Origin of the sequence: Microbacterium sp. SORGH_AS_0454 (assembly GCF_031453395.1) — a bacterium.
Lineage (GTDB): Bacteria > Actinomycetota > Actinomycetes > Actinomycetales > Microbacteriaceae > Microbacterium.
In genome coordinates, this window is sequence record NZ_JAVIYS010000001.1 from 2,049,104 (window position 1) to 2,070,146 (window position 21,043).

The 21,043-nt window shown below is 67.5% G+C and carries 30 protein-coding genes and 2 tRNA genes; 8 read left to right on the plus strand and 24 right to left on the minus strand.

Annotation, left to right across the window (positions count from 1 at the left end):
* Positions 1–45: 45 nt before the first annotated feature.
* The gene (locus tag QE454_RS09585) at positions 46–510 is read right to left on the minus strand and encodes a DUF4429 domain-containing protein (protein ID WP_116239048.1); all 465 of its coding nucleotides are present in this window, start codon (positions 508–510) and stop codon (positions 46–48) included.
* 64 nt (positions 511–574) lie between these two features.
* Between QE454_RS09585 and QE454_RS09590 the strand changes: the two genes are divergently transcribed.
* From QE454_RS09590 to QE454_RS09600, 3 genes are all read left to right on the plus strand, one after another.
* Positions 575–811 carry a DUF3263 domain-containing protein gene (locus tag QE454_RS09590; protein WP_116239047.1) on the plus strand — a complete coding sequence of 79 codons (237 nt, stop codon included), beginning with the start codon at positions 575–577 and terminating at the stop codon, positions 809–811.
* A gap of 84 nt (positions 812–895) precedes the next feature.
* A tRNA-OTHER gene (locus QE454_RS09595) sits at positions 896–974 on the plus strand.
* A 133-nt stretch (positions 975–1,107) separates the two neighbouring features.
* Positions 1,108–1,620, plus strand: coding sequence for a hypothetical protein (locus QE454_RS09600; RefSeq protein WP_307455842.1), 513 nt, complete (start codon positions 1,108–1,110; stop codon positions 1,618–1,620).
* On the opposite strand, the gene QE454_RS09605 is transcribed toward QE454_RS09600, so the two are convergent.
* Positions 1,617–1,829 (minus strand): DUF3263 domain-containing protein, encoded by a 213-nt coding sequence (locus QE454_RS09605; protein ID WP_307455839.1) that lies wholly within the window; start codon positions 1,827–1,829, stop codon positions 1,617–1,619. The two genes, QE454_RS09600 and QE454_RS09605, sit on opposite strands and share 4 nt — an antisense overlap.
* Before the next feature lie 95 nt (positions 1,830–1,924).
* On the opposite strand from QE454_RS09605, the gene QE454_RS09610 reads away from it, so the two are divergent.
* From QE454_RS09610 to QE454_RS09630, 5 genes are all read left to right on the plus strand, one after another.
* Complete coding sequence (locus QE454_RS09610; protein ID WP_307455837.1) at positions 1,925–2,209, plus strand: hypothetical protein; 285 nt, start codon at positions 1,925–1,927, stop codon at positions 2,207–2,209.
* Positions 2,210–2,213: 4 nt separating this feature from the next.
* Positions 2,214–2,489, plus strand: a complete 276-nt coding sequence (locus tag QE454_RS09615; protein WP_307455835.1) for a hypothetical protein — start codon at positions 2,214–2,216, stop codon at positions 2,487–2,489.
* Positions 2,489–3,016, plus strand: coding sequence for a hypothetical protein (locus tag QE454_RS09620; RefSeq protein ID WP_307455833.1), 528 nt, complete (start codon positions 2,489–2,491; stop codon positions 3,014–3,016). The genes QE454_RS09615 and QE454_RS09620 overlap by 1 nt, the downstream gene beginning before the upstream one ends.
* 109 nt (positions 3,017–3,125) lie before the next feature.
* Complete coding sequence (locus QE454_RS09625; RefSeq protein WP_307455832.1) at positions 3,126–3,536, plus strand: hypothetical protein; 411 nt, start codon at positions 3,126–3,128, stop codon at positions 3,534–3,536.
* Between the two features lie 172 nt (positions 3,537–3,708).
* Positions 3,709–4,833: an acyltransferase gene (locus tag QE454_RS09630; RefSeq protein WP_307455830.1), complete on the plus strand. Its 1,125-nt coding sequence runs from the start codon at positions 3,709–3,711 to the stop codon at positions 4,831–4,833.
* Here the strand turns inward: QE454_RS09630 and QE454_RS09635 are convergent.
* From QE454_RS09635 to QE454_RS09740, 22 genes are all read right to left on the minus strand, one after another.
* Complete coding sequence (locus QE454_RS09635; RefSeq protein WP_307455827.1) at positions 4,789–6,630, minus strand: hypothetical protein; 1,842 nt, start codon at positions 6,628–6,630, stop codon at positions 4,789–4,791. The genes QE454_RS09630 and QE454_RS09635 overlap by 45 nt on opposite strands.
* 2 nt (positions 6,631–6,632) lie before the next feature.
* Entirely contained in the window at positions 6,633–6,896 is a 264-nt protein-coding gene (locus QE454_RS09640) for a hypothetical protein (protein WP_307455826.1), read from the minus strand.
* A gap of 98 nt (positions 6,897–6,994) precedes the next feature.
* On the minus strand, positions 6,995–7,405 hold the full coding sequence (locus QE454_RS09645; RefSeq protein WP_307455823.1) for a hypothetical protein: 411 nt from the start codon (positions 7,403–7,405) through the stop codon (positions 6,995–6,997).
* Positions 7,406–7,449: 44 nt separating this feature from the next.
* Complete coding sequence (locus QE454_RS09650; RefSeq protein WP_307455821.1) at positions 7,450–7,743, minus strand: hypothetical protein; 294 nt, start codon at positions 7,741–7,743, stop codon at positions 7,450–7,452.
* Positions 7,743–8,234, minus strand: coding sequence for a hypothetical protein (locus QE454_RS09655; protein WP_279367324.1), 492 nt, complete (start codon positions 8,232–8,234; stop codon positions 7,743–7,745). The genes QE454_RS09650 and QE454_RS09655 overlap by 1 nt, the downstream gene beginning before the upstream one ends.
* Positions 8,221–8,643 (minus strand): hypothetical protein, encoded by a 423-nt coding sequence (locus tag QE454_RS09660; RefSeq protein ID WP_307455818.1) that lies wholly within the window; start codon positions 8,641–8,643, stop codon positions 8,221–8,223. The genes QE454_RS09655 and QE454_RS09660 overlap by 14 nt, the downstream gene beginning before the upstream one ends.
* The gene (locus QE454_RS09665) at positions 8,640–9,653 is read right to left on the minus strand and encodes a hypothetical protein (protein WP_307455816.1); all 1,014 of its coding nucleotides are present in this window, start codon (positions 9,651–9,653) and stop codon (positions 8,640–8,642) included. The genes QE454_RS09660 and QE454_RS09665 overlap by 4 nt, the downstream gene beginning before the upstream one ends.
* A 32-nt stretch (positions 9,654–9,685) precedes the next feature.
* Positions 9,686–10,579 (minus strand): hypothetical protein, encoded by an 894-nt coding sequence (locus QE454_RS09670; protein WP_307455814.1) that lies wholly within the window; start codon positions 10,577–10,579, stop codon positions 9,686–9,688.
* Positions 10,580–10,587: 8 nt separating this feature from the next.
* The gene (locus QE454_RS09675) at positions 10,588–11,007 is read right to left on the minus strand and encodes a hypothetical protein (RefSeq protein ID WP_307455812.1); all 420 of its coding nucleotides are present in this window, start codon (positions 11,005–11,007) and stop codon (positions 10,588–10,590) included.
* A complete protein-coding gene (locus QE454_RS09680) occupies positions 11,007–12,227 on the minus strand; it encodes a hypothetical protein (RefSeq protein ID WP_307455810.1) in 1,221 nt (406 codons plus the stop codon). Before QE454_RS09680 ends, QE454_RS09675 begins: the two co-directional genes overlap by 1 nt.
* Positions 12,218–13,042 carry a hypothetical protein gene (locus QE454_RS09685; protein ID WP_307455808.1) on the minus strand — a complete coding sequence of 275 codons (825 nt, stop codon included), beginning with the start codon at positions 13,040–13,042 and terminating at the stop codon, positions 12,218–12,220. Before QE454_RS09685 ends, QE454_RS09680 begins: the two co-directional genes overlap by 10 nt.
* Entirely contained in the window at positions 13,039–15,891 is a 2,853-nt protein-coding gene (locus QE454_RS09690; RefSeq protein ID WP_307455806.1) for a phage tail tape measure protein, read from the minus strand. The genes QE454_RS09685 and QE454_RS09690 overlap by 4 nt, the downstream gene beginning before the upstream one ends.
* Positions 15,892–16,203: 312 nt before the next feature.
* A complete protein-coding gene (locus tag QE454_RS09695; protein WP_307455804.1) occupies positions 16,204–16,668 on the minus strand; it encodes a hypothetical protein in 465 nt (154 codons plus the stop codon).
* A 21-nt stretch (positions 16,669–16,689) separates the two neighbouring features.
* Complete coding sequence (locus tag QE454_RS09700) at positions 16,690–17,442, minus strand: hypothetical protein (RefSeq protein WP_307455802.1); 753 nt, start codon at positions 17,440–17,442, stop codon at positions 16,690–16,692.
* Between the two features lie 48 nt (positions 17,443–17,490).
* Complete coding sequence (locus QE454_RS09705) at positions 17,491–17,904, minus strand: hypothetical protein (protein ID WP_307455800.1); 414 nt, start codon at positions 17,902–17,904, stop codon at positions 17,491–17,493.
* A complete protein-coding gene (locus tag QE454_RS09710) occupies positions 17,897–18,262 on the minus strand; it encodes a hypothetical protein (RefSeq protein ID WP_307455798.1) in 366 nt (121 codons plus the stop codon). Before QE454_RS09710 ends, QE454_RS09705 begins: the two co-directional genes overlap by 8 nt.
* Before the next feature lie 9 nt (positions 18,263–18,271).
* Positions 18,272–18,616 (minus strand): hypothetical protein, encoded by a 345-nt coding sequence (locus QE454_RS09715; RefSeq protein ID WP_307455796.1) that lies wholly within the window; start codon positions 18,614–18,616, stop codon positions 18,272–18,274.
* Positions 18,617–18,625: 9 nt separating this feature from the next.
* The gene (locus QE454_RS09720; RefSeq protein WP_307455795.1) at positions 18,626–19,039 is read right to left on the minus strand and encodes a hypothetical protein; all 414 of its coding nucleotides are present in this window, start codon (positions 19,037–19,039) and stop codon (positions 18,626–18,628) included.
* Position 19,040: 1 nt separating this feature from the next.
* A complete protein-coding gene (locus QE454_RS09725; RefSeq protein ID WP_307455794.1) occupies positions 19,041–19,493 on the minus strand; it encodes a hypothetical protein in 453 nt (150 codons plus the stop codon).
* A gap of 18 nt (positions 19,494–19,511) precedes the next feature.
* A tRNA-OTHER gene (locus tag QE454_RS09730) sits at positions 19,512–19,569 on the minus strand.
* Positions 19,570–19,622: 53 nt separating this feature from the next.
* A complete protein-coding gene (locus tag QE454_RS09735) occupies positions 19,623–20,027 on the minus strand; it encodes a hypothetical protein (protein ID WP_307455791.1) in 405 nt (134 codons plus the stop codon).
* Positions 20,028–20,032: 5 nt separating this feature from the next.
* Positions 20,033–21,037 (minus strand): major capsid protein, encoded by a 1,005-nt coding sequence (locus tag QE454_RS09740; protein ID WP_307455789.1) that lies wholly within the window; start codon positions 21,035–21,037, stop codon positions 20,033–20,035.
* Positions 21,038–21,043: the final 6 nt, after the last annotated feature.

Here is a 21,043-nt window from a genome sequence, read left to right on the forward strand (position 1 = left end):
GGCGGGCGCCGGGGCGATTCGTCGTTGTTGGCCGCGAGCGACGCGTCACATGCGCTCGAGGATCTCGGCTTTCTTCGCGTCGAACTCCTCGGGCGTGATCACGCCGGCATCCCGCAGGGCGGCGAGTTTGGTCAGCTGCTCGGCGTGGTCGACGGCCGGCGCAGGGGTAGACCCACCTGCAAGTGCGGCGAGCACGGCGTCGCGCAAGGCCTCGAAATCCGCCGTCGATTTCTTCGCAAAGATCACGGCGTTCTCGTCCTGGGCGGCATCCTGCGACCGCCCGAAGCCGATCGACTGTTTCGAGGACTCACCCGAAACGGAGAACTGGATGAAGCCGTTCACGAGAGCGGATGCCGGCTTGATCTGCACGGCCCCGATCGATCGAACATTGAGAGTCTTCTCGCCGCGGCCGTGGCCGACGCGTCCGAAGAATCCAGCGCGAGTGATTCGCACCACGTTGCCATCGAACGAGATCTGGCCGTTGACGCCGTTCGCGGTGATCGGTTCCATGTGTTCCCCCTAGGTCGATTGTCAGGGTAGCGCCCATGTCGGAGGTGCGGGGGAGACTGTGCGCATGGCAGCTATCGAGATGATGAACCTGCTCGACTTCGAGGAGGAGTGGCCGCGCTGGTCGGGGCGGAAGGATGAGGCGATTCGGTCGCGCTTCGGAGTGACGCCGGCTCGGTACTTTCAGGTGCTGCACCGCGTGATCGACACCCCGGAGGCGGTGGCGGCGCGGCCCATGCTGGTGCGCCGGCTGCGTCGGATGCAGGCGGCGCGGATGGCCGAGCAGCGGCGTCGTACTGCGTGAGCGTGGCAGGCCTCATTCACGATTTACTCACGGTTTTGCACATGTCCATACGTGTACTTAGTTGTACCGGTCCCGCGTAATTACGCGGGCGGTACAAGTAAGTACACCTATATACAGCGCACCGCACAAACGGGGGTTGCAGGTTCAAGTCCTGTAGCCGGCACGTAATTCCGCGGCAGTCGAGGGCGTGGACCCGCTCCCGGCTCACGAAAGTACCGGAAACGTACCGCTTTCAATCCGCCCCTGACGGCACCCGCGGGCGGCGGTATGCTCAGCGGACACAGCAGGGGGGCACCATGACCGACAGCACCATCACCACCGAAGCACCGCAGCAGCCGACGCCGAAAAAGCGCAGCCTCACCCCGTGGATCTTCGCCGGGATCGGCGTCATCGTCGTCGCCGCGGCGATCGCGATTCCCGTCTCGCTCAACGCCGCGCACGAGGCCGCCGCGAAGGAGGAGGCAGCGCGCGTAGCTGCCGAAGCGCAGGCCGCCGAGGTGCGGCGTCTCGCGACGTTCCGAGAAGAGCTGGCGAGCTGCGGTGTCGCGTCCGCTGGGTCGTCGACCGTCGAGATCCTCGATGGGGGAGAGGCGGTGCAGTTGCAGCGCGTGACGAAGCTCGACGGCCCCACGTACGCGCAGATGACGTGCTTCCTCAAGGGCCTCGACGCGCCTTCAGCGATCGAAGCGGAGATCGGGCAGACCCGTGCTCTCGACGGTCGGCAGAACGACGAGTGGGACGGTTACACGATCTCGTGGGCTTACCACCCCGACAACGGGGCCAGCATCCTCGTCAAGCACGCTGACTAGGCCGCGGTCGCGGTCTCGTCGCGCACGCGGCGGCAGGTCATCGGGTCGTGCGCAATGCCGTCAAGGCTCCGTGCGGCGCGCGTGAGTAGCTGGTAGTACCTCGCCGGGCGCATGTCGAGGTCGTCCATGATCGCGAGTTCTTTCGCGCCGGTGTGGTGGCCCCATCTCGCTTCGAAGTCGAGCAGAGCGGGTGCTTTCAGCTCAGCCATGTGTGCAGTCTGCCCGGGGCCTCCGACATCGCCCCGTGGCCTGATGTCGTGCCCCTGACGTAGCCTGTCTCCTGGCCGGGGAAGGGGACCGGTCTATGGGTTCAGCGAAGGTCAGCGACGAGATGCTGTCGCGCACGCTCGCGGCGGTGCATCCGATCACCCTGCCGATGCAGGCGTACGGGCCCGCCCCTGTGGAGTGGTTCGACCCGAAGCGTCCCGTGTGGGCGTGGGTGCAGTGGCCCAACCGTGCCGCCGAACGCGTCGAAGCGTGGGCGGTCGGAGCGAACGACCGGGTCGTCGTGCTCGAGGTGCCGTGCGATGGCGGCCACTGGCAGCCGGTCGTGTGGCGCAACGCCGTGACCGTACGCCGCTTAGGCTGACGTTGTGCTGATCGGAACCATCCGCCCCCGCGAAACCACCACCGCCGAGGTGGAGGCCCGCTCCCTCGAAGAAGCGCACGCCCTGCTCGAGCAGCAAGCGCCGGCCGGGTTCGTCCTCACCGACGCCCCGGTGCGGATGGGGAAAGGCACGGACACGCTCACCGCGTCCGGGACGTACTCACGGCGTGACGGGGCACGTGACATCGAGGCCGCCGACATGGCCGCGCTGCGGGCGCAGGTGCCCGACGGGTGGATCCTGCTGCATGTTAGGAGCGCCTGATGCCACATGTCCTGAGAGACCACGAGTACGCGGCGCTTGGCCGAGTCGCGGCGCAAGCATCGCTGCTCGACGCCGTGGTTGAGCAGTTCCTCTCGGACGCCATCACTCACGACGTGGAGGTGGGACTACGTGCGATACGCGGGATGCAGTTCGAGGCCAAGGCAATCATGCTGGCCGATCTCGTGACGCTCAGACTCGAGGGCACGGAACACCCGGAAGCAATCCTCCCCCACCTCGAAGAGGCTCGGCGCCTCATGCACGACCGAAACGAGTTCCTCCACGGGCTGTGGGAGTTCGATGCCGACGCCAACCTGGGCGTCCGCAAGCGCGTGCGGAAGACTGGCTTGGTCCGAACGCGCGCGGTGAGTGCAGACGACATGAACCGCACGGCGCAGCGCCTCGGCGAGCTGGCCGAAGACCTGAACTGGATGCACCACGGGGCGGCTTTCGACCTCGGCATCCTCGAGATGGAGAGTCCGGGCACATGGGTGCGCGTCACGCCCAAGCGGGGTCTCGACAACCGCTGATGGAACGACGAAACGCCCCGGTGCCACCTCCGAAGAGGGACACCGGGGCCGTCTCGATATGTTCGTCGCAGTTGTTCCAAACGCGAGGCAAGAGAGCTATCTTCGCGCCATGAACAAAGCGGACGCAATCAAGGCAATCGAGGCAGTCAGAACGTCGCTCGTTGCCAATCCACAACAGACGTTGACAATCGAGAACCTGATCGGAGCGCAGTTCGGTGGCGGGAGTGGCACCACACTGATTGCCCCCATGGTCGCTCCTAGCGGCGGTGGAAATTACGACACTGTCATCGGGATGGACGTCAGCACTCAAGTGACGGTCAGCCCAAGCATGGCGAACTCTGCCGACGCGGCCATCGGTGCGGCGACGGCGCAGTTGGATGCGATCATCGCCGAGCTCAGAAAGCCCGCGCCGGACAGGGGCCTTTTGTCTCGCCTTGTGGGGAGCCTGGCGGAGAAGGGCGTACCTGCCGCAGCAGCAGCTGCCATCGGGCCTATTGTTACCGCCGCGCTCGGCGGCTGACAGATTGCTCGTTGCAACGTAGAAACGCCCCCGGTGTCACCTCAGCAGAGGGACATCGGGGGCGTCATCGTCTTCGCGGGTTCGTTGCGTATACCGGATGCGAACTGCGCGTTTGGGGTGCTTACCTGCCGCCACTCTGCGTAGGACATAGGCAGTGGATAGCATCGCCGACATGCCATCAGGGGGGCCACGCTTCGGCTACATGCCGCAGCTCAACGGACTGCGCGCCGTAGCAATCGCCGTCGTCGTCGGATACCACCTCGGTGTTCCGCTCACGTGGGGAGGCTTCCTTGGCGTCGACTTGTTCCTCGCGCTCTCCGGCTTCCTCATCACGTCCATCCTGCTGAAGGAGCAGGCCGCCACCGGAGCCATCCGACTCGGCCGTTTCTGGATCCGCCGCATCCTCCGACTCCTCCCCGCGGTGATCGTCATGGTTGCCGTGGTCGGCATCGCATGGCCCCTGGTCCAGCGCGACGGCGACTCACCGTTCTGGCTCGCCGCGCTCGGCGCGCTGACCTACACCGCGAACCTGCTCGTCAGCTTCGGCGGGCTGCACCTCGGCGCGCTCGACCCCACGTGGAGCCTCGCGCTCGAGGAGCAGTTCTACCTCATCTGGCCCCTCGCGTTGATCGCGGTGTTCGCACTGAAGCTGCGACCCCGTACGACAGTCATCATCCTCGCCGTCCTGGCGGTGGCATCCTTCGCCATTGGTGCGCTGCTGTTCGAGTCGCGACCTGACGGCGGCACGCCCCTGTCGTACTACCGTCCCGATGCTCGTGCGGGCGCGATCCTGCTCGGATGCGCCGCCGCGTTCATCTTCTCGACAGACCGTGGACGACGGACGATCGAACGCTTCTCATGGGTCGGATGGGTCGGTCTTGCTGGCGTGCTCGCGCTGGTGGCGTTCATGCCCCACGACTGGCCACACCAGCACGCAGTGTTCGCCGTTCTCCTGCCCCTCGCCGCCATCTTCTCGACGCTGTTCGTCGCCGGTCTCGCCGGACGCACGCCGATCCTCACGCCCGTTCTGTCCTGGGCGCCGCTCGTGTGGGTCGGGAAGATCAGCTACTCGCTCTACCTCTGGCACTTCCCCGTCTTCCGGGTCATCACAGACCAGATCGACGGGGCGGCTGGGAAGGTCGTAGCGCTGGCGGCAGCGGTTGCTATCGCCGCCGCCAGCTACTACTTCGTGGAGCGTCCGTTCCTCAAGCTAAAGGACCGGTTCGAGCCGCGAGCCCGCCGCCCTCTCGCGTCAGATGTTGATGGGGAAGCGCAGACCGTCCAGCGAAATCGGTGACGTCACGCCCGAGAGAACACGGACGGTCCCGTCGGAGCCGACCTCGATTCCGCGGCCACCGCCGTTACCCACACTGTAGGCACTCAGCCGCTTACCCTTGGCCGGCCGGTATCCCGCCGGAAGCGTGAACGCGACTCCCGGCGAGGTTCCACCGGTCAACGCCCCCACGAGCAGCACCTCGGTGCCGTCCGCGGACAGCCGGTAGGCCACCGGCGAGTAGGGCTCTCCGACGCTCGACCAGCTGTTCTGGAAGTCGCCCGCGGCGACGGATACCCACGGGATGCCGGGACGCGGCGTCGACCCGACAAGCGCCCATACGTTCAGGACGTCGAGGCGCACGAACTGCGCGACGGCCTTCTCCGGGATCGTGAGCGTGTTCTCGCCGCCGAGCATGAGACCCGAGCCGGTGGAGAACGTAAGCGATCCGCCGAACGCCTCGATAAAGATCGACTCGCCGGGCGTGGCCGAAGACTCGATCGACTTGATCGCGGTGGTGCTCGTGGAGCAGAAGGCCGTCCGGTTGCCCTTCAGGATGACTTTGCCATTCGCGTCGACGCTGACCTGCTTAGTCAGCCCGTCCGTCTCCCCGCCGACGGCGTTCTTCGGGCCCTGACGGACGTCGTTCACCGATCCGATGTTGCCGTCGGAGGTGTGGGTCTTGTCCTTGATGTTCCCGGTGATGTTCGTCGACGAGACGACGCCGCCGTTGGTCGCTCGTGTCCACCAGCCGGTCCCGTCGCCATTTCCGACGTTCGAGAAAGAGCCGCCGCGGATCGTGAGGACGGCGTTCGAGTCGGCCTGCATGCCGTACTTAAACCCCTCGAGGTGCGGGTTGAGGAACTCGATACCCGACGCGAGACGGGCGACGAGCACCGCCTTCCATCCGCCCTGCAAGGTCGGGGTGTGGAAGGTGAGGGAGTACGGAGTCTCGGCCGACGCGGACGTCCCGTCATCGTTGAGCTCGTCGGTGATGAGGACGTTGGGCACGGTCATGACGCTGCCGTACGGGGCCTTCTCGTCCGAGTCGAACTGGCACTGGATGAAGTCGATCTGACCGACCTGGCCGCTGATGACCAGGGCTTCCTTGTTCGCGGCCTTCGTCATGAAGACGCGCACCATCTCCCACTTCAGGAACTGGTGCGGCAGCAGGTAGCTCGGTCCACCGCCTCGGAGCCAGATGCCGCGGCCGGTGAAGCCGCTGACGGCGACGTCGCGCATGGTGCTGTACCACCAGCCGCCGACCTGCTGCCCGTTCCCGGCACGTGCGTAGGCGTAGATGCCCATCTGTCCGGCGTTGCCGTTGCCGAGGATCTTGATGCCCTCGATGAGGATCCCGTTGACAGGTCCGCCCTCGAAGGTCACCGCTGCGGGCGCGGTTGACCCTGACGCCGGCTGGATGGTCGTGGAGTTGCTCCCCATGCCAACCACGCTGATGCCGTCACGCATCATGAGGTCGCCGATGAAGACGCCCGCTCCGACGATCACCTTCCCCTTGCGGAAGGTGGTGTGCAGGAAGTCGATTGCGGCCTGGATGGTCTTCTTCGCGGACCCGGGGGCGCGCCCATCGTTCGCATCGCTACCGGCGCGCGAGACCATGATGACGTTGTCCTGTGCCGAGTACCGCGGCAGCTCGGATGCGCCGATCTGCGCCGCTATCTCGGGCGACTGCGCCACCGCGGCAGGGCCGAATGCGCTGGTCGCCTCCGGCGATCCGACCAGCAGCGCACGCCCCTCAGCGGTGTCGTGAACGAACGCGGCATCGGCGGCGGCCTTCGTGTAAAGAATTGGTCCTGCCATGGTCATCCTCCGAGGGAGATCGTGCCGTCACCGTTGTCGGTGAACGTGCCGGGGTTGAGGGTGACGGTGCCGTCGCCGTTGTCGGTGTATCCGCCGTATGCGCCGGCCGCGGCAATCGCGCGGGTGACGGCGGCGCCGACGGGAGTGTCGGGCTGGTCGGCGTCCACGGCGACGGTGTCGTACTGCTCGCCGAGCCGCTGGAGCTTCTCGGCGGTGACCGGCTTCGACGGATCCCCGTCGGCCCAGTCGGGCTTGTCGAACGGCATGGCGTCTCCTCAGCGGTCGGCGTGCGCCCGAGAGAGCGCCGGGTAGGTGACCGCGGCGACAGCCCACACGAGCAGGACGGTCGCCGCGGCACGGAGGATCACGGCTGGTTGTGCGCGCCGGGGTCCCGGAACGCGGCCGGGTTGTGCGGGTCGAGCGCAGCCTGGTACTCGGCGCGCGTGGAGTCGCTGGGGCGGGGCAGGGTGAGGTCCGTTCGACGCTCGATCGCCTTTGCGGTGCCGCCGGTGATGAGTGCGTACGACGCCGAGACGATGACGACGGCGAGCAGCATGAAGACCCAGATGTTGCCGATGGGCTCACCGGTGATCATCACGTAGAAGACCACGACGACCACGGCGAGGGCGAGGGCGAAGAGGATCGAGACCACCTTGCGCTGCCACGCTTTCCGTACGAACGGGAGGATGCCGTTGAGCGCACCGATCGCATAGGGCGCGAAGAACGCGAGGAGAGTGAGGATGCCGACCGGGATGGCCGGGATGGCGATGTCCATGTGGGGTGTCCTTTCGAGACGGAGACCCCGACACAGCGCCGGGGTCAGGTGGTGGGGTGAGTGTCCTCGTCGGGCGCGGTACGGCGGCGGTCATCGAGGTAGGCGCTGAGCGCCGCCTCGGCCTTCTCAGCGCGCTCCTTCATGTCGAGGTACGCCCGATAGTCGATGTCGTCGTCACGCGGCTCAGCGACCGCAGGGATACCGACCTCCGGGGCCGGTGCCCGATCGGGTCGACGCCACGCACCAATCAGGTCCGCGACGGCTTTAAAGAGACCGGCGATGGCGGTGAGTACGACCGCGCCCACTCCGGCGACCGCCACCCACGCGTCCACCGTCATCAGGTCTCCTTCGACTGGGCGATCGCCTCCACGTGTGTGGTGCGTCCAGCTCGAAGAGCTCGCCGATACCGCCCGAGGCCGCGGACAATCTGAACGACCCGCACCCCGGCGGTGATGCCGAGCCCCGCGACCATGAGCTGCGTGAGCGGATTCGTGCCGAACCCGTACTCGTGGACAAGCGCACCCCACAGCAGCAGGTAGCAGAGCGACACGACGGCCGTGGCGACCGCCTCCACACGCTGCACAGCCCGCATGCGGTTTCCGTGACCTTCCGCCCGCTTCATCAGCGGGAGGGTCGAGAACGCGACGACAGCGGCGACCAGCAACACCCACTGCCACACGTCGGCGAGGAGGTGGCTCCACGCCTCGAGCGCGACCGGCTGGTACACCTCGGCGACGGACAGGATGGGAATGCCGGTGGAGATGAGCATCGCGCCGGCCGCCCACGCGTTGTCCGGCGAGGTGAGGCGGACGGGCTTAGGTTCGTCCATCTGCTTCCCCCCGTTCGACCAGGCACGACATTCCCGCGACGAGGGTGAGCAGCGCGAGCGCCGTGTACACGATCGGTGCGGACGGGGCGAAGTTCGCGGAGAATGCGATCGGCAGCACCCACAGCACCCACACGATCCCGAGCAGGAACGCGGGCACCGCGGCCGCCGCACGCGAATGCACGAGCAACGCCACCATCAGCACCCCGAGGATCACCATCGTCAGGCCCCACCACGGCGGTGCGACGAACGCGAACGCCTGAGCGAACGACGGGATCCGTGCGTAGTCCTTCGGCGCCGCGACAATCGACGCCCCGAACACCGCACCCACGGTCCCGAGGATGACGGTGATGACCTCGGTGAGGTAGATCGCCGCGAGCTTGTACCGCCACGCGGTGGGGATGACGGTCACGATGCCGTCACGACGAACGTGAGATCCGCGAGCGCCTTGCGCGCCCCGTCCTCGCCACCGTCACGCGCTGCCGCGCCGACGGTGTCCAGCAGCTTCTGCAGCTGCTCGGAGGTGACGGCGACCTGCGCCTTGGAGATCGCATCCTTGATCGCGGCGAGGTCGGCCGCGCCGAGCTGCGCCGCGGAGGGCATGTCGATCTTGCCGAGAGCAGCCGACAGAAAACCGGTCGCGAAGGCGAGCTGATCGCCGTTGACCGGGATCGGTTCGCCTGCGGTGAGCTGCATCTTGTTCAGCAGATCGCCGTATCCCTGCGAAGGCAGGACCCAGAGACCGCCGCTGTCGGGGTCGTGGACCACGATGCCGGTTCCGTACTGGTACTGGCGAAGCGGTGCCGCTGCCTGGTGGATCTTGCCGAGCGCGGTGATGATCGCTTCGTGCCGCTCGGCGGCGTCCTTCTTGGCCTGTTCGTCGTACATGTCATCCTCCTCAAGAGGTTTCGCGTCGGTCGCCGCGGGCGCGCCCCCGAACTCGGGTTCGTCATCCCACGGATTCCAATCGATGATGTGGTGGTACTCGCCCTCTTGCTGATACCCGTCGGGCAGACGGGTGAAGCCGGCGGCGCGCACGTCTTCCTGCCAGGCGTTGTAGCCACCGCAGTTCGCGTACACCCACGCCCAGTTGCCGACGTCGATCGCCGCGGTCTGCTGACCCTCGAAGACCATGCCGTGCGACGAGGTGCGCGGGGTGGCCGCGTAGATCCCCATGTCCGCCTTGAGGATGATCTGGATGTCGACGGGGCGGTCGGTCGACCACCCTGGGGAGATCGCGAGCTCGCGCCCGCCCGAACGTTCTCGCCCACGCCGTTGCAGGTCGCGCCACCGGCGGAGCGTGGCGCGAGGGAGGCGGTGCACCCATGGTCCGTACTTGTCCCGCCCTGTGCCGTTAGGGAGGACGATGAGACGGTTCAACGGGCATGACCCGTTGGCGTAGTTGGGGATGCGTTTCTGCATCGATCACTCCTCCCGTTGGTATTCGCGGGTGCTCACTGGGCGGTCCATGTGAGACGGAACTGCTGGGGCGAGCTGGGGTACGCGTTCGGCGTGCTGGTGTTGATGAGGCGTACTTTGAACGCCGTTTCGTCCGGGTCGTTCCACACGACTGCTCGGAATGCGAGTGTGTTCGTGTCAGTGCTCGGGTGGTTGCGCTCCGACACGGACACCGCGTCAGGGGTGACGCCGAGACCATGCGGGATCGTGATGAACCCGTTGGCGTCACTGTCGAGGAGCGCCGTCGCGCGCGTGACAGATGCGGCGAGCTTCCACGCCCCACCCCGTCGCGCCATCAGCAGCCCCGTGTCCAGGCGGTATGCGGTGGCACCGTCTGCCGGTGTCCAGGCGTTCATCTCCGCCTGGTTGCGGAGCAGCACCGTGCCACCAGCGGTCGCGGTGTAGCGGGCCGTCTGAGTGGTCACGCACGTCTGCGTCGCCAGGTCGCTCGACGTGACTACCGCGGTCGCGAGCTCGAGCGCGCCGGCCGGGATGGTCGGCTTCTGCGGGTTCGCGTTCGCGACGCCCTTGGTCACACCGAAGAGGACGGAGGGTGTGGTGTCGCCGTCGAGGATGAACGTGGCCCGCACCCAGATGACGTCGATGCGAGAGTTCGCCTGCGGTGCGGGGTCCGTACCGATGGTCTCGGAGGCGTCGTTGGCGACGCGCTCCACACCGGCACCACGAGCCGTGACCGCGACGAACGGGCCGATGCGGTACGTCATCGCGAGGTCACTGGTACCGGTGACCAGATCGTCGAGCGTCCACGGGAGGATGCCCGTGCGAGGTGTCCCGTTCGCGGCTCGCGCGACGAGGCCCGCGTCGAGGCGCCGCCACGCACCGACAGGGACGCCGGAAGCCGCTTCGCTCGGGAGTGAGGGGGTGAGCATGGTGCCTCCTACGTGTGGCCGATGCGACCGTCGCCAGCCGTCCATGTGACGACACGGCCGGAAGCGCTGGTGAGATCCGTCGTAATGATGGACGGGAGACGAACAACACCGCCCGACTGACCGATCGTGATGTCCGCCGACGCGAGCGCCGCGGTCACCTGAGCGGCGACGATGTCGTCGATGTTCTCGTTGATGAAGTCAGTGATCCGTTCGTCGAGGTCGCTGACGAGGATCGTGATCTGCTCCTGCTGAGCGACGATCTGCGCCTGCTGCGCCTGCAGGTCGGCGACGGCCGCTTCAAGCTGCGCGACGGCGTTCGCCTGCTGCGTACCGGACGGCGCCTTGAGTTCGCCGACCGCTCGCCACAGGGCGTTGATCTCGTCCGCGATCTGCGCGAGACCCTCACGGGACGGGGACGGGTCAGCCATCAGACCTCCTCGTAGATCTCGCCGCAGGTGACCTTGATGAAGTCCGACCGGTCCGAGCCCGACAGTCCGACGATGCGACGCCGGTAGGACCCCGCGGCGAGGTAGTCGTAGATCGGATCGGTCGTGGTGCCGCCCGTAAGGACGCCCGGTCCGGTGAGTGTCCCAGGCCCCGTGAGGAGACCTAGGTTCACCCGCTGCTGTTCGGAGAGGAAGATCTCCGCGATGTCGCCGCACCCGTACTCGTAGGGGAACGGTGCCACGTCGGTCGGGGCGTCGAACTCCCAGAACTCCCACGGATGCCGAGCCGTACGCAGCGTCTCCACGTTCCCGGAGTCGAGAGTGTTCGGGTCCTTCGTGCTCGTTGACACGTCGGCTTCGAGGTGCAGCAGGGGGAATCCGCGGTCGACGAGGTACGGGTCGTACAGCATCCGCAGCAGCGTCGTGTCGGACGAACGCCCCGCCGACGCCCACGAGACGGAGCCCATGCGGGTCGGGTCCATACGGGTGCCGACGCCGGTGACGTCAGACGGTTCCCACGTGAGCGGAGCCTCGCCTTGCAAGCGGGGCTGCGCCTCGGTGCCGGACTCGTACACCCACCCGAAACTGTCCTCGCTGGTCCGCTCAAGGCGAAGGCGGATATCGGGGCCGGCGTCCTGGTTCGACAGGTCGGTGAGAGCGGAGCCGACCATCTTCCGTTCGACGGCGACATACGACTCGCTGCGGGTGCCGGGCCGGTCGGCGTGGAAGCGGATGGGGATGTCGTTCCACCCGGGCCACAGGCACACCTGCTGCAATACTCGCTTACCTATGGTGCCGTGGTCGACTCCGGTGATGACGGTGTCGTAACCGGATGCGGGCTTGCCTTCCGGGGCGAGCCAGTCCGGCGGTGTGGTCGTGAGCAGTCCGGGCGGCGGCGGCAGCACGGGGAATCTGTCCAGCATGTGTCGGAGTCCGCGTGCCGTGACGGAGAGCGTGCCGTTGTCGCGGTCGAAGTCCTGCGGGAGAATCGGCCCGCCGAGGAAATGACCTCCGACGTCGACGGCGATGGAGTGCTTCCACGGGGTAAAGAGGTTCCGCCACTCGTTGACGTGGTCAACGAAGCGGAGGTCCACCGTCTCGGCTATGTTCGACTGTTCCTGCCAATTGAACGACGACGGTTCGAGTTCAATGAGCTGCTGCCCGCCGCGGGTCTCGAACAGGAAGAATCGAGTCACCACCACGCGTGATCCACCCTTCCAATGAGGGTGGGCTGTCCCACCGGATCCGACGCCTCGAGCTGGAACGTGCGAGACAGCAAACCCGGAACCTCGGTCCACTCGCGGAAGCGAAGCCACCGGGATATGTCTTGCCCGTTGATGGACGCTCGCCCGTTCTCGATGACGACCGTCTGGCCGGAGGGGATGGGGCGGGCGAGGCCGACTCGTGCGCCGGTCTCGACGCAGGTGATCAACGCGGAAGAGAACCCGCCGGCCAGGGTGAGCGAAACGGGCGATGGGGCGCGACCCTCATTGCGGAGGGTGACGCGCCCCGTCGATCCCCCGCCCGGCCACACGGCGGGGAACTTCACGGGAAACACGAGACCCTGACCCGGTGAGGGCGGGCCCGTGATGACCGGCGTGCCGGTGCGGTACCGGCGGGGGTCACGAGCGACGCAGTGGATAGTCGCCTCGCCGATGTGGAGACCGAAGTGGTCCTCCACGTTGACGGTGGCGGTGACCTTGCGCCACGTCGACCCGCCCGGGTAGTTCGCGGTGAGCAGCACCGGGCCCTCCGCCGCGACCGCGGAAAGCCGGTCAAACGCTTCCTCGACGTCTGCACCGGTCTCACCGCGGAAGCTCGCACGGAAAGAGATCGCCTTCGACGCCCGCAGCGACACGGCGGCGGGGAACGCCCCGTGCTGCTGCGGACGCTCGACGACGTCCTTCTTGTCCGGAGTGGAACCGAACCAGTCGATCAGGCCGCTGTACGCCCATCCGGGCGCGTCGAAGTCGACGAAGGTGATAGGCCCGAACTGCAACGATCGTTCACCGGTCATGTTGTGCTCGCCACCGCCCGTCTGAACTCGTCACCCCATTGGCGCGCCTGAATGCGCGGGTCGGTCTGCTCGGCCGTGATGTTCTGGACGATGCTGATCTGCCGCTGTCCCGCATCGCTCGGCGCCGAAACGGCGACCGCGGCACCCTTCGGCACCATGTCGAAGCCCCACTCAGAGAGCATCTGCTTCGCGATCACGAGCGAACGGTCCCGCTTCGCCGGTGAGTTCGGCAGGTACCACTCACCGCCGGTCTCGTCCTCCGCCCACACCCGGTAGGTGCCGGCGCGCGCGAACTGAGCGACGTGGTTCTCGCCACGGCGGCCGCCGTCGGCGTAGAACTCGACCTTGCCGCCGTCAGCCTGCGTGATGCCGCCGGACCCGCCGAGGCCCTGCGCGACAGGAACGCCCGCGATCTTGAGGATGATCTCGCGGCCCGTGTTCTTGCTGATGTACGAATCCACCTGCTGCTGCGCGAACTGGGTGTTGGCGATGATCTTCCACTCCGTCTCCGACGGGATGCGGTAGATCTGGTTCGCCAGAGCCTCCGCCTCGTCGGCGTTGTAGCCGAGGTCGCGGGCCCGGTCGATGAGCGCCTGCCGCCCAGCTTCGAGAGAGGAGCGGTAGTTCTGCGTGTTCCCGTCGAGCGAGTACTGCTTCTCGGCGGCGTCCTGCGCTTTCTGCGCGAGCTCGTTCAGCATGCCGAGGTTGTTGCGGCCTGCCTCCGTGTTCGTGTCGAGCGTCAGGGCGTACCCGTCGGCGCCGTCGCGGGCCTTCTGGATGGTCTCGTCGACCTGCGCGACCGCGTCTTTGTACGCGATGTTCGCGCTGACCGCGTCCTGCCCCACTCCATTTGCTTCGTTGACCGCGTCGATCAGGTCGTGCAGTTCACCTTCGAGAGCGTCGGCACCCTGGGCGGCCTCGACGTACGCCGCCGCTGCCGTCTTCGTGGTGTCGGTGCCCGCGGCGGTCGCCGCGTTGGTGCCCTCGGTGGCGGCCTTGAGGTCCTCGTGCCGCTGCTTCGCATCCTGGAGTTGGACGTTCGTGTCCTTCACCGCGTTGATCGTGTTGCCGATCGTCGCGTTCCACCCGCCGGACGCGTCGTGCGCTGCGCGGAGCTTCTCCATGACGTCCTCGTACGCCTTGCCGCCACGGAACAGCGCCTCGGTGAGTTCGTCCTGCGAGATCCCAGCCTGGCGGGCGCCCTCGAAAGATCCTGAGTCGGCGAGGCTCTTGGCGATGCTCTTCCGGGTGTACTCGGTCATCGCGCCCGTGGCTTCGTCCAGCGTGTCGGCGTACGCCTCGGTGGACGCGTTCATGTCCGCCTGCTTGGCGGCCAGGATCCCGATCACGGTGACGATGCCCGACAGGGCGAGCGCGGCCCCAGCGCCGACGAGCGCGGTGGTGCGCATGCTGGCGTTGGTCTTGGCGAACTCGGCCTGCAACTCGATCAGGCGGGCCCGCACCTGCACCGCGCCGCCCGCGAAGAGGAGGATCGCCGTGGCGGCAACGCCGAGAGCGAGGGCAGTCGCCTGCACAGGTGCGGGGAGCTCGCCATACAAGTCGACGAGGCCCGTTCCGAGCTGCACCATCTCGCGGAGGATGTCGTTCGCTCCCGCGCCGGTGCGGATGAACGCAGTGTCGAACGCACCACCGAGCTTCTCGATGTCGCCCGCGAGGTTGTCCTGGCGGATGGCGGCCTGCTCGGCGGCGTAGCCGGAGTCATCGACGGCGGCAGTCCACTTCTCGACCGCCGCGGAACCGCCTTCGTAGAGGAGGGTGGCGGCGTTGAGGGACTCGTTGCCGAAGATCCGTCCGAGCGCTGCGAGACGTTCCTCCTCGGTGAGGCCGCTGAGGTTCTTCTGGAGCTGGTCGGCGATGCCGGCGAGGGACAGCATGTTCCCGTTCGCGTCGAACGCGGTGATGTTGTACTTTTCCATCTCCTTCGTGGCGGCCATCGACGGTGCCTGGAGGCTGGCGAGCACGCCTCGCAGCGAGGTGCCCGCTTTCTCGCCGATGATGCCCTGCGTCGCGAAGTACGCGATCGTGCCGGCGGTCTCGTCGAGGGAGAGACCGACGGAACCAGCGAGGGGACCCACGTAGCTCAGCGCGAGGGCGAGGTCGTCGACGGAGCCCTGGGCCTTGCCAGCACCCGCGGCGAGTACGTCAGAGACGTGCGCAGCTTCACGGGCCGGGAGTCGGAACTGGGTGAGGGTGGTCGCCATGATCTCGGCGGACCGCGCGACCTGCAACTGTCCGGCGGCGGCGAGAGCGAGCGCCCCGTTCAGGGAGCCGCCGACGATGTCGGACACGGTCTGGCCCGCCTTGGCGAGCTCCTCCTCGGCGGCTGCGGCTTCCGACGCCGAGTAGGCGGTGTCCGCACCAGCCTCGAGAGCGGCCTCGCCGAGCTCCTTCTGCTCAGCGGCGGTCGCCATCGTCGCGGCGCGGGTCTGCGACATGGCCTTGTCGAACTCGGTGAACTTCGCGACAGACAGCGCCACGACGGCGCCGACGGCAGCGCCACTGACGAGCAGGACCTTCGACAGCTCCTTGGACGCCGCGATCTGCTCTTCGGTGGACGTCGCCTGCTTGCTCTGCTTCTTCGACGCCGTCTCGGACTCGTCGCCAACGCCCTTCGTCGACTTCGCCTGCTCGTCGAGCGGAGCCTTCGCTTCCTTCGCCTTCTTGCCGGTCTTGTCGACGGCGTCGCCAGTCTTCTCGACCTTCGGGGTGGCCTCAGCGGAAGTCCGGCCGAGCTTCTCGACCGACTGCTCCGCCGACGCCATGTTCGACTGGAAGGTCTGCTCGCCCGCCGTCTGAATCTTGAAGATCAGTGCGCCCGCGTCGAACATGCCGTACCGCCTTCCCGACCCAGGTCGTTTCGATGTCGGGAAGGCGTTCGATCGCGCCGCGGACGGTGTGCCAGGGGCGTGTGTCGAGCGCGCGGTCCAGGTCGGGGATCAGGCCGGTGGTGGCGAGGTCGAGTTCCACCTCGCCGAAGAGCTCCGGCCAGACCAGCCCCCAGAATTGGGAGGCGGTCAGGCCGGGGGCGTCTTCGCGGCGTTCGTGGCGCTCGGCGGAGCGCGCACGCTGCGCCTGCCACTCGGGGGTGTAGATCAGCTCGGGATAGTTCCCGGCGGCGTCGGGGCGTCCGACGCCGATGATCAGTCCGTCTCGGATGCCCTGGGCGATGTCGGCCGGGCCAAGAGACCCAAACGCCGGGACAGCGCCCCCGTCGCTTTTAGGGTGCCGGCGAGACCCTCACCGCCCTTAAGGTAGACCTTCACGCCGTCGAGGCCGAGGATGGTCTGCCAGAAGAACGCGGGCATGAGGATCGACTCGGCTTCGTCCTGCGACAGCTCGAGGCCGATGCGGTTGAAGTTCGTCTGCTCGTCGTCGGGGCGCGGTTCCCAGCGGCCGGTGATGGCGTTCTGGCGGGCGCCGTCGACGGCGATCTGCAGCGCCTCGGTCATCTCTTTCGCGCGGTCGCCCCCGGCGGACACGGCGAGGTAGGTGTCGGTGATCTGCACCCCGGCGCGGCCGGGAAGCGGGTGGATGATGAACGGCTTTTCGATGCCGTCGAACGTGAGATGAAGGTCGCGGCCGACCTTCTCAGCGTGCACAGTCATGGAGTCCCTGCCCTCCCTGACTTACGCCGCGGTGTACGGCAGCGTGTTGGACACGCCGACGTCGTTGGTGACGGTGATCGGCGCGGAGCCGGACACGGTGGCCGGGATCAGCAGGGCGACGGTGTACTCGTCGACCGGGCGGATCTTGGTGACCGTCTGACCGTCGATGGTGGCGGAGACGATCGTGCCCAGCTTGTACCCGCGGACCTTGAGCAGGTCGCCCGTGGTGAGGCCGGACGGGGTGGCGGACTCGAGGATCGGCGCGCCGGTCCCGGCGAGGGGGGAGGTGATGCGGGGGACGATGCCGTCGGACTGGAGGGTGATGCGGACGACGCCCTTGTCGGCGAAGCCGGTGTTGCCCTCGGCGTACGCCACGGAGAACTTTCCCTGCACGACCGGCATGTCCTCGTCGAGGGCGTCGGTGAAGAGCTGGAACTCGCGCTTGTTCGCCTCGCCCTCGGAGAACGCGGCGGACACGAGGTCCTTGAACCACGCCTGCGCGGCGACGATCTGCTTCGTGACGGGGTCGCGGACGACCTCGACGTCGAAGGTGGGGGCGTAGTTGTACCCGATGATGTCCTCGCGGGTGCGGCCCTTCTGTCCGTACACCTCGCGGGGGACGCTGATCTTCGTCGGGTTGAGGGCGAGGTTGTTGATGTCGCCCGTGATGTTCTGGAACACGCCGTTCTGCCGCATGCGGATCAGGCGCTGGTGCGCGAGCGCGACGGACCCCGCGGAGGGCGCCATCGTGTCGTAGAGGGTGGTGTCGGCCATGGCCGCCTCCTTCGTGGGTTGGTGTGCCGGCGCTTCCGGCTGGGGTTCCTACGACCGGCGGCCGCGGAAGTAGTAGGTCGCGGCGACGGCGGAGCGTCCTTGCGAGTCGGGGTCGAAGTCTGTGGCGGAGAACTCCCACGCCCAGCCGATGCCGAGCACGTTGGGGAAGTATTCCTTCTGGTCGAGCACGTCGCGCAGGTCGGCGCCCCATGCGCGGGCGGCCGCGGGCCCGCCGAGGCGGCACGTGTAGACCTGTGTGCGCCAGACCATGTCGGCCCGGCCTTCCGGGACGGGGCGGAGCGGGGTGAGGAGCGTGAACTCGCTCACGGTGGTCGGCATGACCCCGTCGAAGCGGATGCCGCGCTCGACGATCGCACCGGTGGGCTTGTAGACGGCGAGGTCGGCGTCGTGGATGAGCTGCGCGAGCGCTCGGTTGAGGGCCATCTCCGGGGCGTCAGCCACCCTGCACCTCGTTTCGGATGATGTCGCCGAGTTCCTTCTTGTTTTGGACGACCGCGTTCTCGAGGTACTTGCCCTGGGCGTTCGGGTTCGAGTCCTTCGAGAAGTTGTACTCGGGGTGCTCGTGCAGGCGCGCGGCGTATGGGGTGTCGTAGACGACGGAGGCGCCCTGCTCGGCGTCGACGGCGGGCTCGACCGTCCCTGACCCGGAGAGGTGGCCGGTGTCGAACGGGACCATCTGCCGGGACAGGGTGAGCGCGCGTTCGGCGGCCTTGTTCTCACCAGCGATGAGGCGTGCCCGGATCTGGCCCGTGAGCTCGCCGAAGCGGTTCGTCATCGTCACCTGCACGCTGACGGCCATGGTCGCCTCCTACTCGAGGTACAGCTCCACGTGGGACGGGGTGCCGCGGTAGTCGAAGAACGCGGAGTCGATGACCTCGGCAGTGCGCTCGCGCGGAGTACCCGCCCAGACCGTGACGCGGGAGCGGGGTGCGGTGTCGTCGTCGGGCAGCATCACGACAAACGCGGTCGACGTGATCTCCCGACCCGACGTGGGGGAGGTGGAGCGGCGGTCGACGCGCAGGCGGGTCTTCTGCTCCACGTAGGCGGGCCGGTCGCCGCGCTCCTGGCCCCAGATGTCGCCTTCCGCGCCGTCGCCCTCGAACGGTTGGACGGTGACGCGGTGGGGGAGGTGCTTCGCTCGCAGACGAGCCATCAGGGCCTCCTACCAGTGCGCGACAGCGGAGCCGATCATGCCCGCGTTGGTGAGGATGTCGACGGCCTTGTCGCCGATGCGACGCGCGAGCTTCTCGCTGGCGGACAGGTTGTCCGACCCGGACGACGTCGTACCGAGCGACACGGACCCGATCTTCACCGCGCCCTGCACCGCGTCGGTACCGCGGGGGTCGTCGGTGTCGGCCCAGTGCTCGACGATCGCGCACGTCGCCTCGGCGAGAGCGTCAGCGGTGTCAGCGTCGGTGGGGTAGCCGTCGTCGTCGACGTCGTACACGGCGCCGCGGATCAGCTTCTCCACCTCGACGGACGCGGAACGCAGTCGCTTCGTGAGCAGCGCGTCGTCGCCGTAATCCTCCTCGGCGTACTTCGTGTAGTCGGCGACGGTGGCGAAGACGCGCTGCATCTCAGTCCTCCGTGGCGGGCAGGGTGACGATGCTGGTGCCGTCGCCGAGGACGGTCCCGTCGAGCAGCTCGACAGTGCCGAACTCGCCGACGCCGGGCGAGACGAACGACCCGTCACCGTTCTCGACGGTACCCGGGATGGGCTTCGCCGGGACCCGCGACAGGATCTCGACGATCTCCGCGTGCTTCGCCTTCGACGGCAGCTCGACGCCGTCCATCTCGGCGATCTCGCGGAGCTGCGCGATCGTCATGGTGGTCAGGTCGACGATGGGCTCGCCGAGGCCACCGTGGTACGGGGCGACGACCTCGGGATCCTCCTCGAAGCGGAACCCGTGCTGGCGGAGCGCGAGCTCCCGCTCGGGGTGCAGCGCCTCGACCGTCGCGACGCCGTCGACGAACTCGACGTCGAACGCGGTCTGGCGGCCAGCGACCGGCTGGGGGTGGATGATGCGCATGATGCCTCCTTCGATGGGTCGACACGGCAGGACTCGAACCTGCGCACCGTGGCTCTATCCGCTGAGCTACGTGTCGTGGTGCTCCCCGCACGACGGAGCGTGTGCGCGTCGTGCGGGGAGCGGTGACGGTTACTTGACCGGGAGGTCCTCCTGGTCCTTGATCTCGTCGTCCTTCGGGTCGGTGCTGTCATTGACGAGCGCCTTCCCCTCGGGGGTGGTGACGCCCTTGTAGGGGGTGCCGCCGGGCTTGATCGCGCCCCAGATCTCGTCCTTCTTCTTGGCGTCACCGATGTCGATCTGGTGAGCCGTCGCGTAGGCGAGGAGCTGCGGCACGGTCCACTTGTCGGACGGGTCACCGAGCGGGAAGTCCTGCTCGGCGTCCTCGTCGACGTGGCCGCTGACCTTGTACCCCTGACGCTCGAAGTAGGCGATCGCCGCTTCGTCGTCCGTGGAGCCCTTGCCGTCGACGAAGTGCACGCCGGCGACGAGACCGGTGAACTTCTCGACGGGCGTCTCGATGGTCTTCTCCGCCATCTGGATCACCGCACCTTCACGTTGCGCAGCACGGCGGCTGCCTTGGTGGCCTTGAGGGCGACGGCGATCGGGCCGAGCTCGACCTCGCCCTTCTTGACGGCGCCGGCCGACGAGAAGTCGGGAAGCCAGGTCTGCACGAGCTGACCGCCGACGATGGACACGCCGTGGAAGCCGTCGAGGCCGACACGGTACGCGTACAGGTCGGTGAGGCCGGTGACGGACGATCCGCCGACGGTGCGCGTGGCGACGGGGATGATCGGGTTGTTGGTGCCGGGCTTGTTGCCCGGGTCCGCGAACACGATCCCGCCGTACGTCTCACGCTCGATCGGGCGGCCGTTGGCACCGATGAGCCCCTCGACGGGGTCCTTCGTGTACTGGCCGGCGCGGCGGGCTGCGGCGCGCACCCGGGCGAGCGCGGACGCGTTGCCGAGGATGACCGTCGGGGCGCCGTCGAGGAGCGACAGGAACTCGTCGATCTTGTCGAGCGCCTTGTGCTCCGCGCGGGCGTTGGTGTCGAAGTCGGACCAGTCGGTCACGATGCCGACGCCGGTCTCCGTCGACGTGCCGACGAGGGCCTTGTCGAGGCCGTCGAAGCCGTTCGCGTCGGTCGCGGTGTCGCCGTTGATGACGGCGTCCTGGAACTTCGTTCGGGTGGCCTTGACGGTCTGCTGCAGGTTGAGCGACACGGCGCCGGACGCGGCCGGGCCGATCTTCGCGATGACGCGATCGACCTCGAACGAGCCACCGAGAGGAGCGAGGTTCACGACGACGGGGGTCGTGGTGACGTGCTCGGGGGTGTACTCGGTGTTCAGGGCACGGAACGCGGCGCTTCGCTGGGTGGCGAGGCGACGGTAGCCGTAGGTCAGGGTCGCGCCGCCGCCGGCGGGGTTGACGACGTCATCGAAGATGAGCGAGTCGATGATGGCCGATTCCTTGCGGAACTCGTCGATCACCGCCACGTCGACGTCGTCGGTCGCGTTCTTCTTCGCTTCGACGAGGGATACGGGCATGGTTCA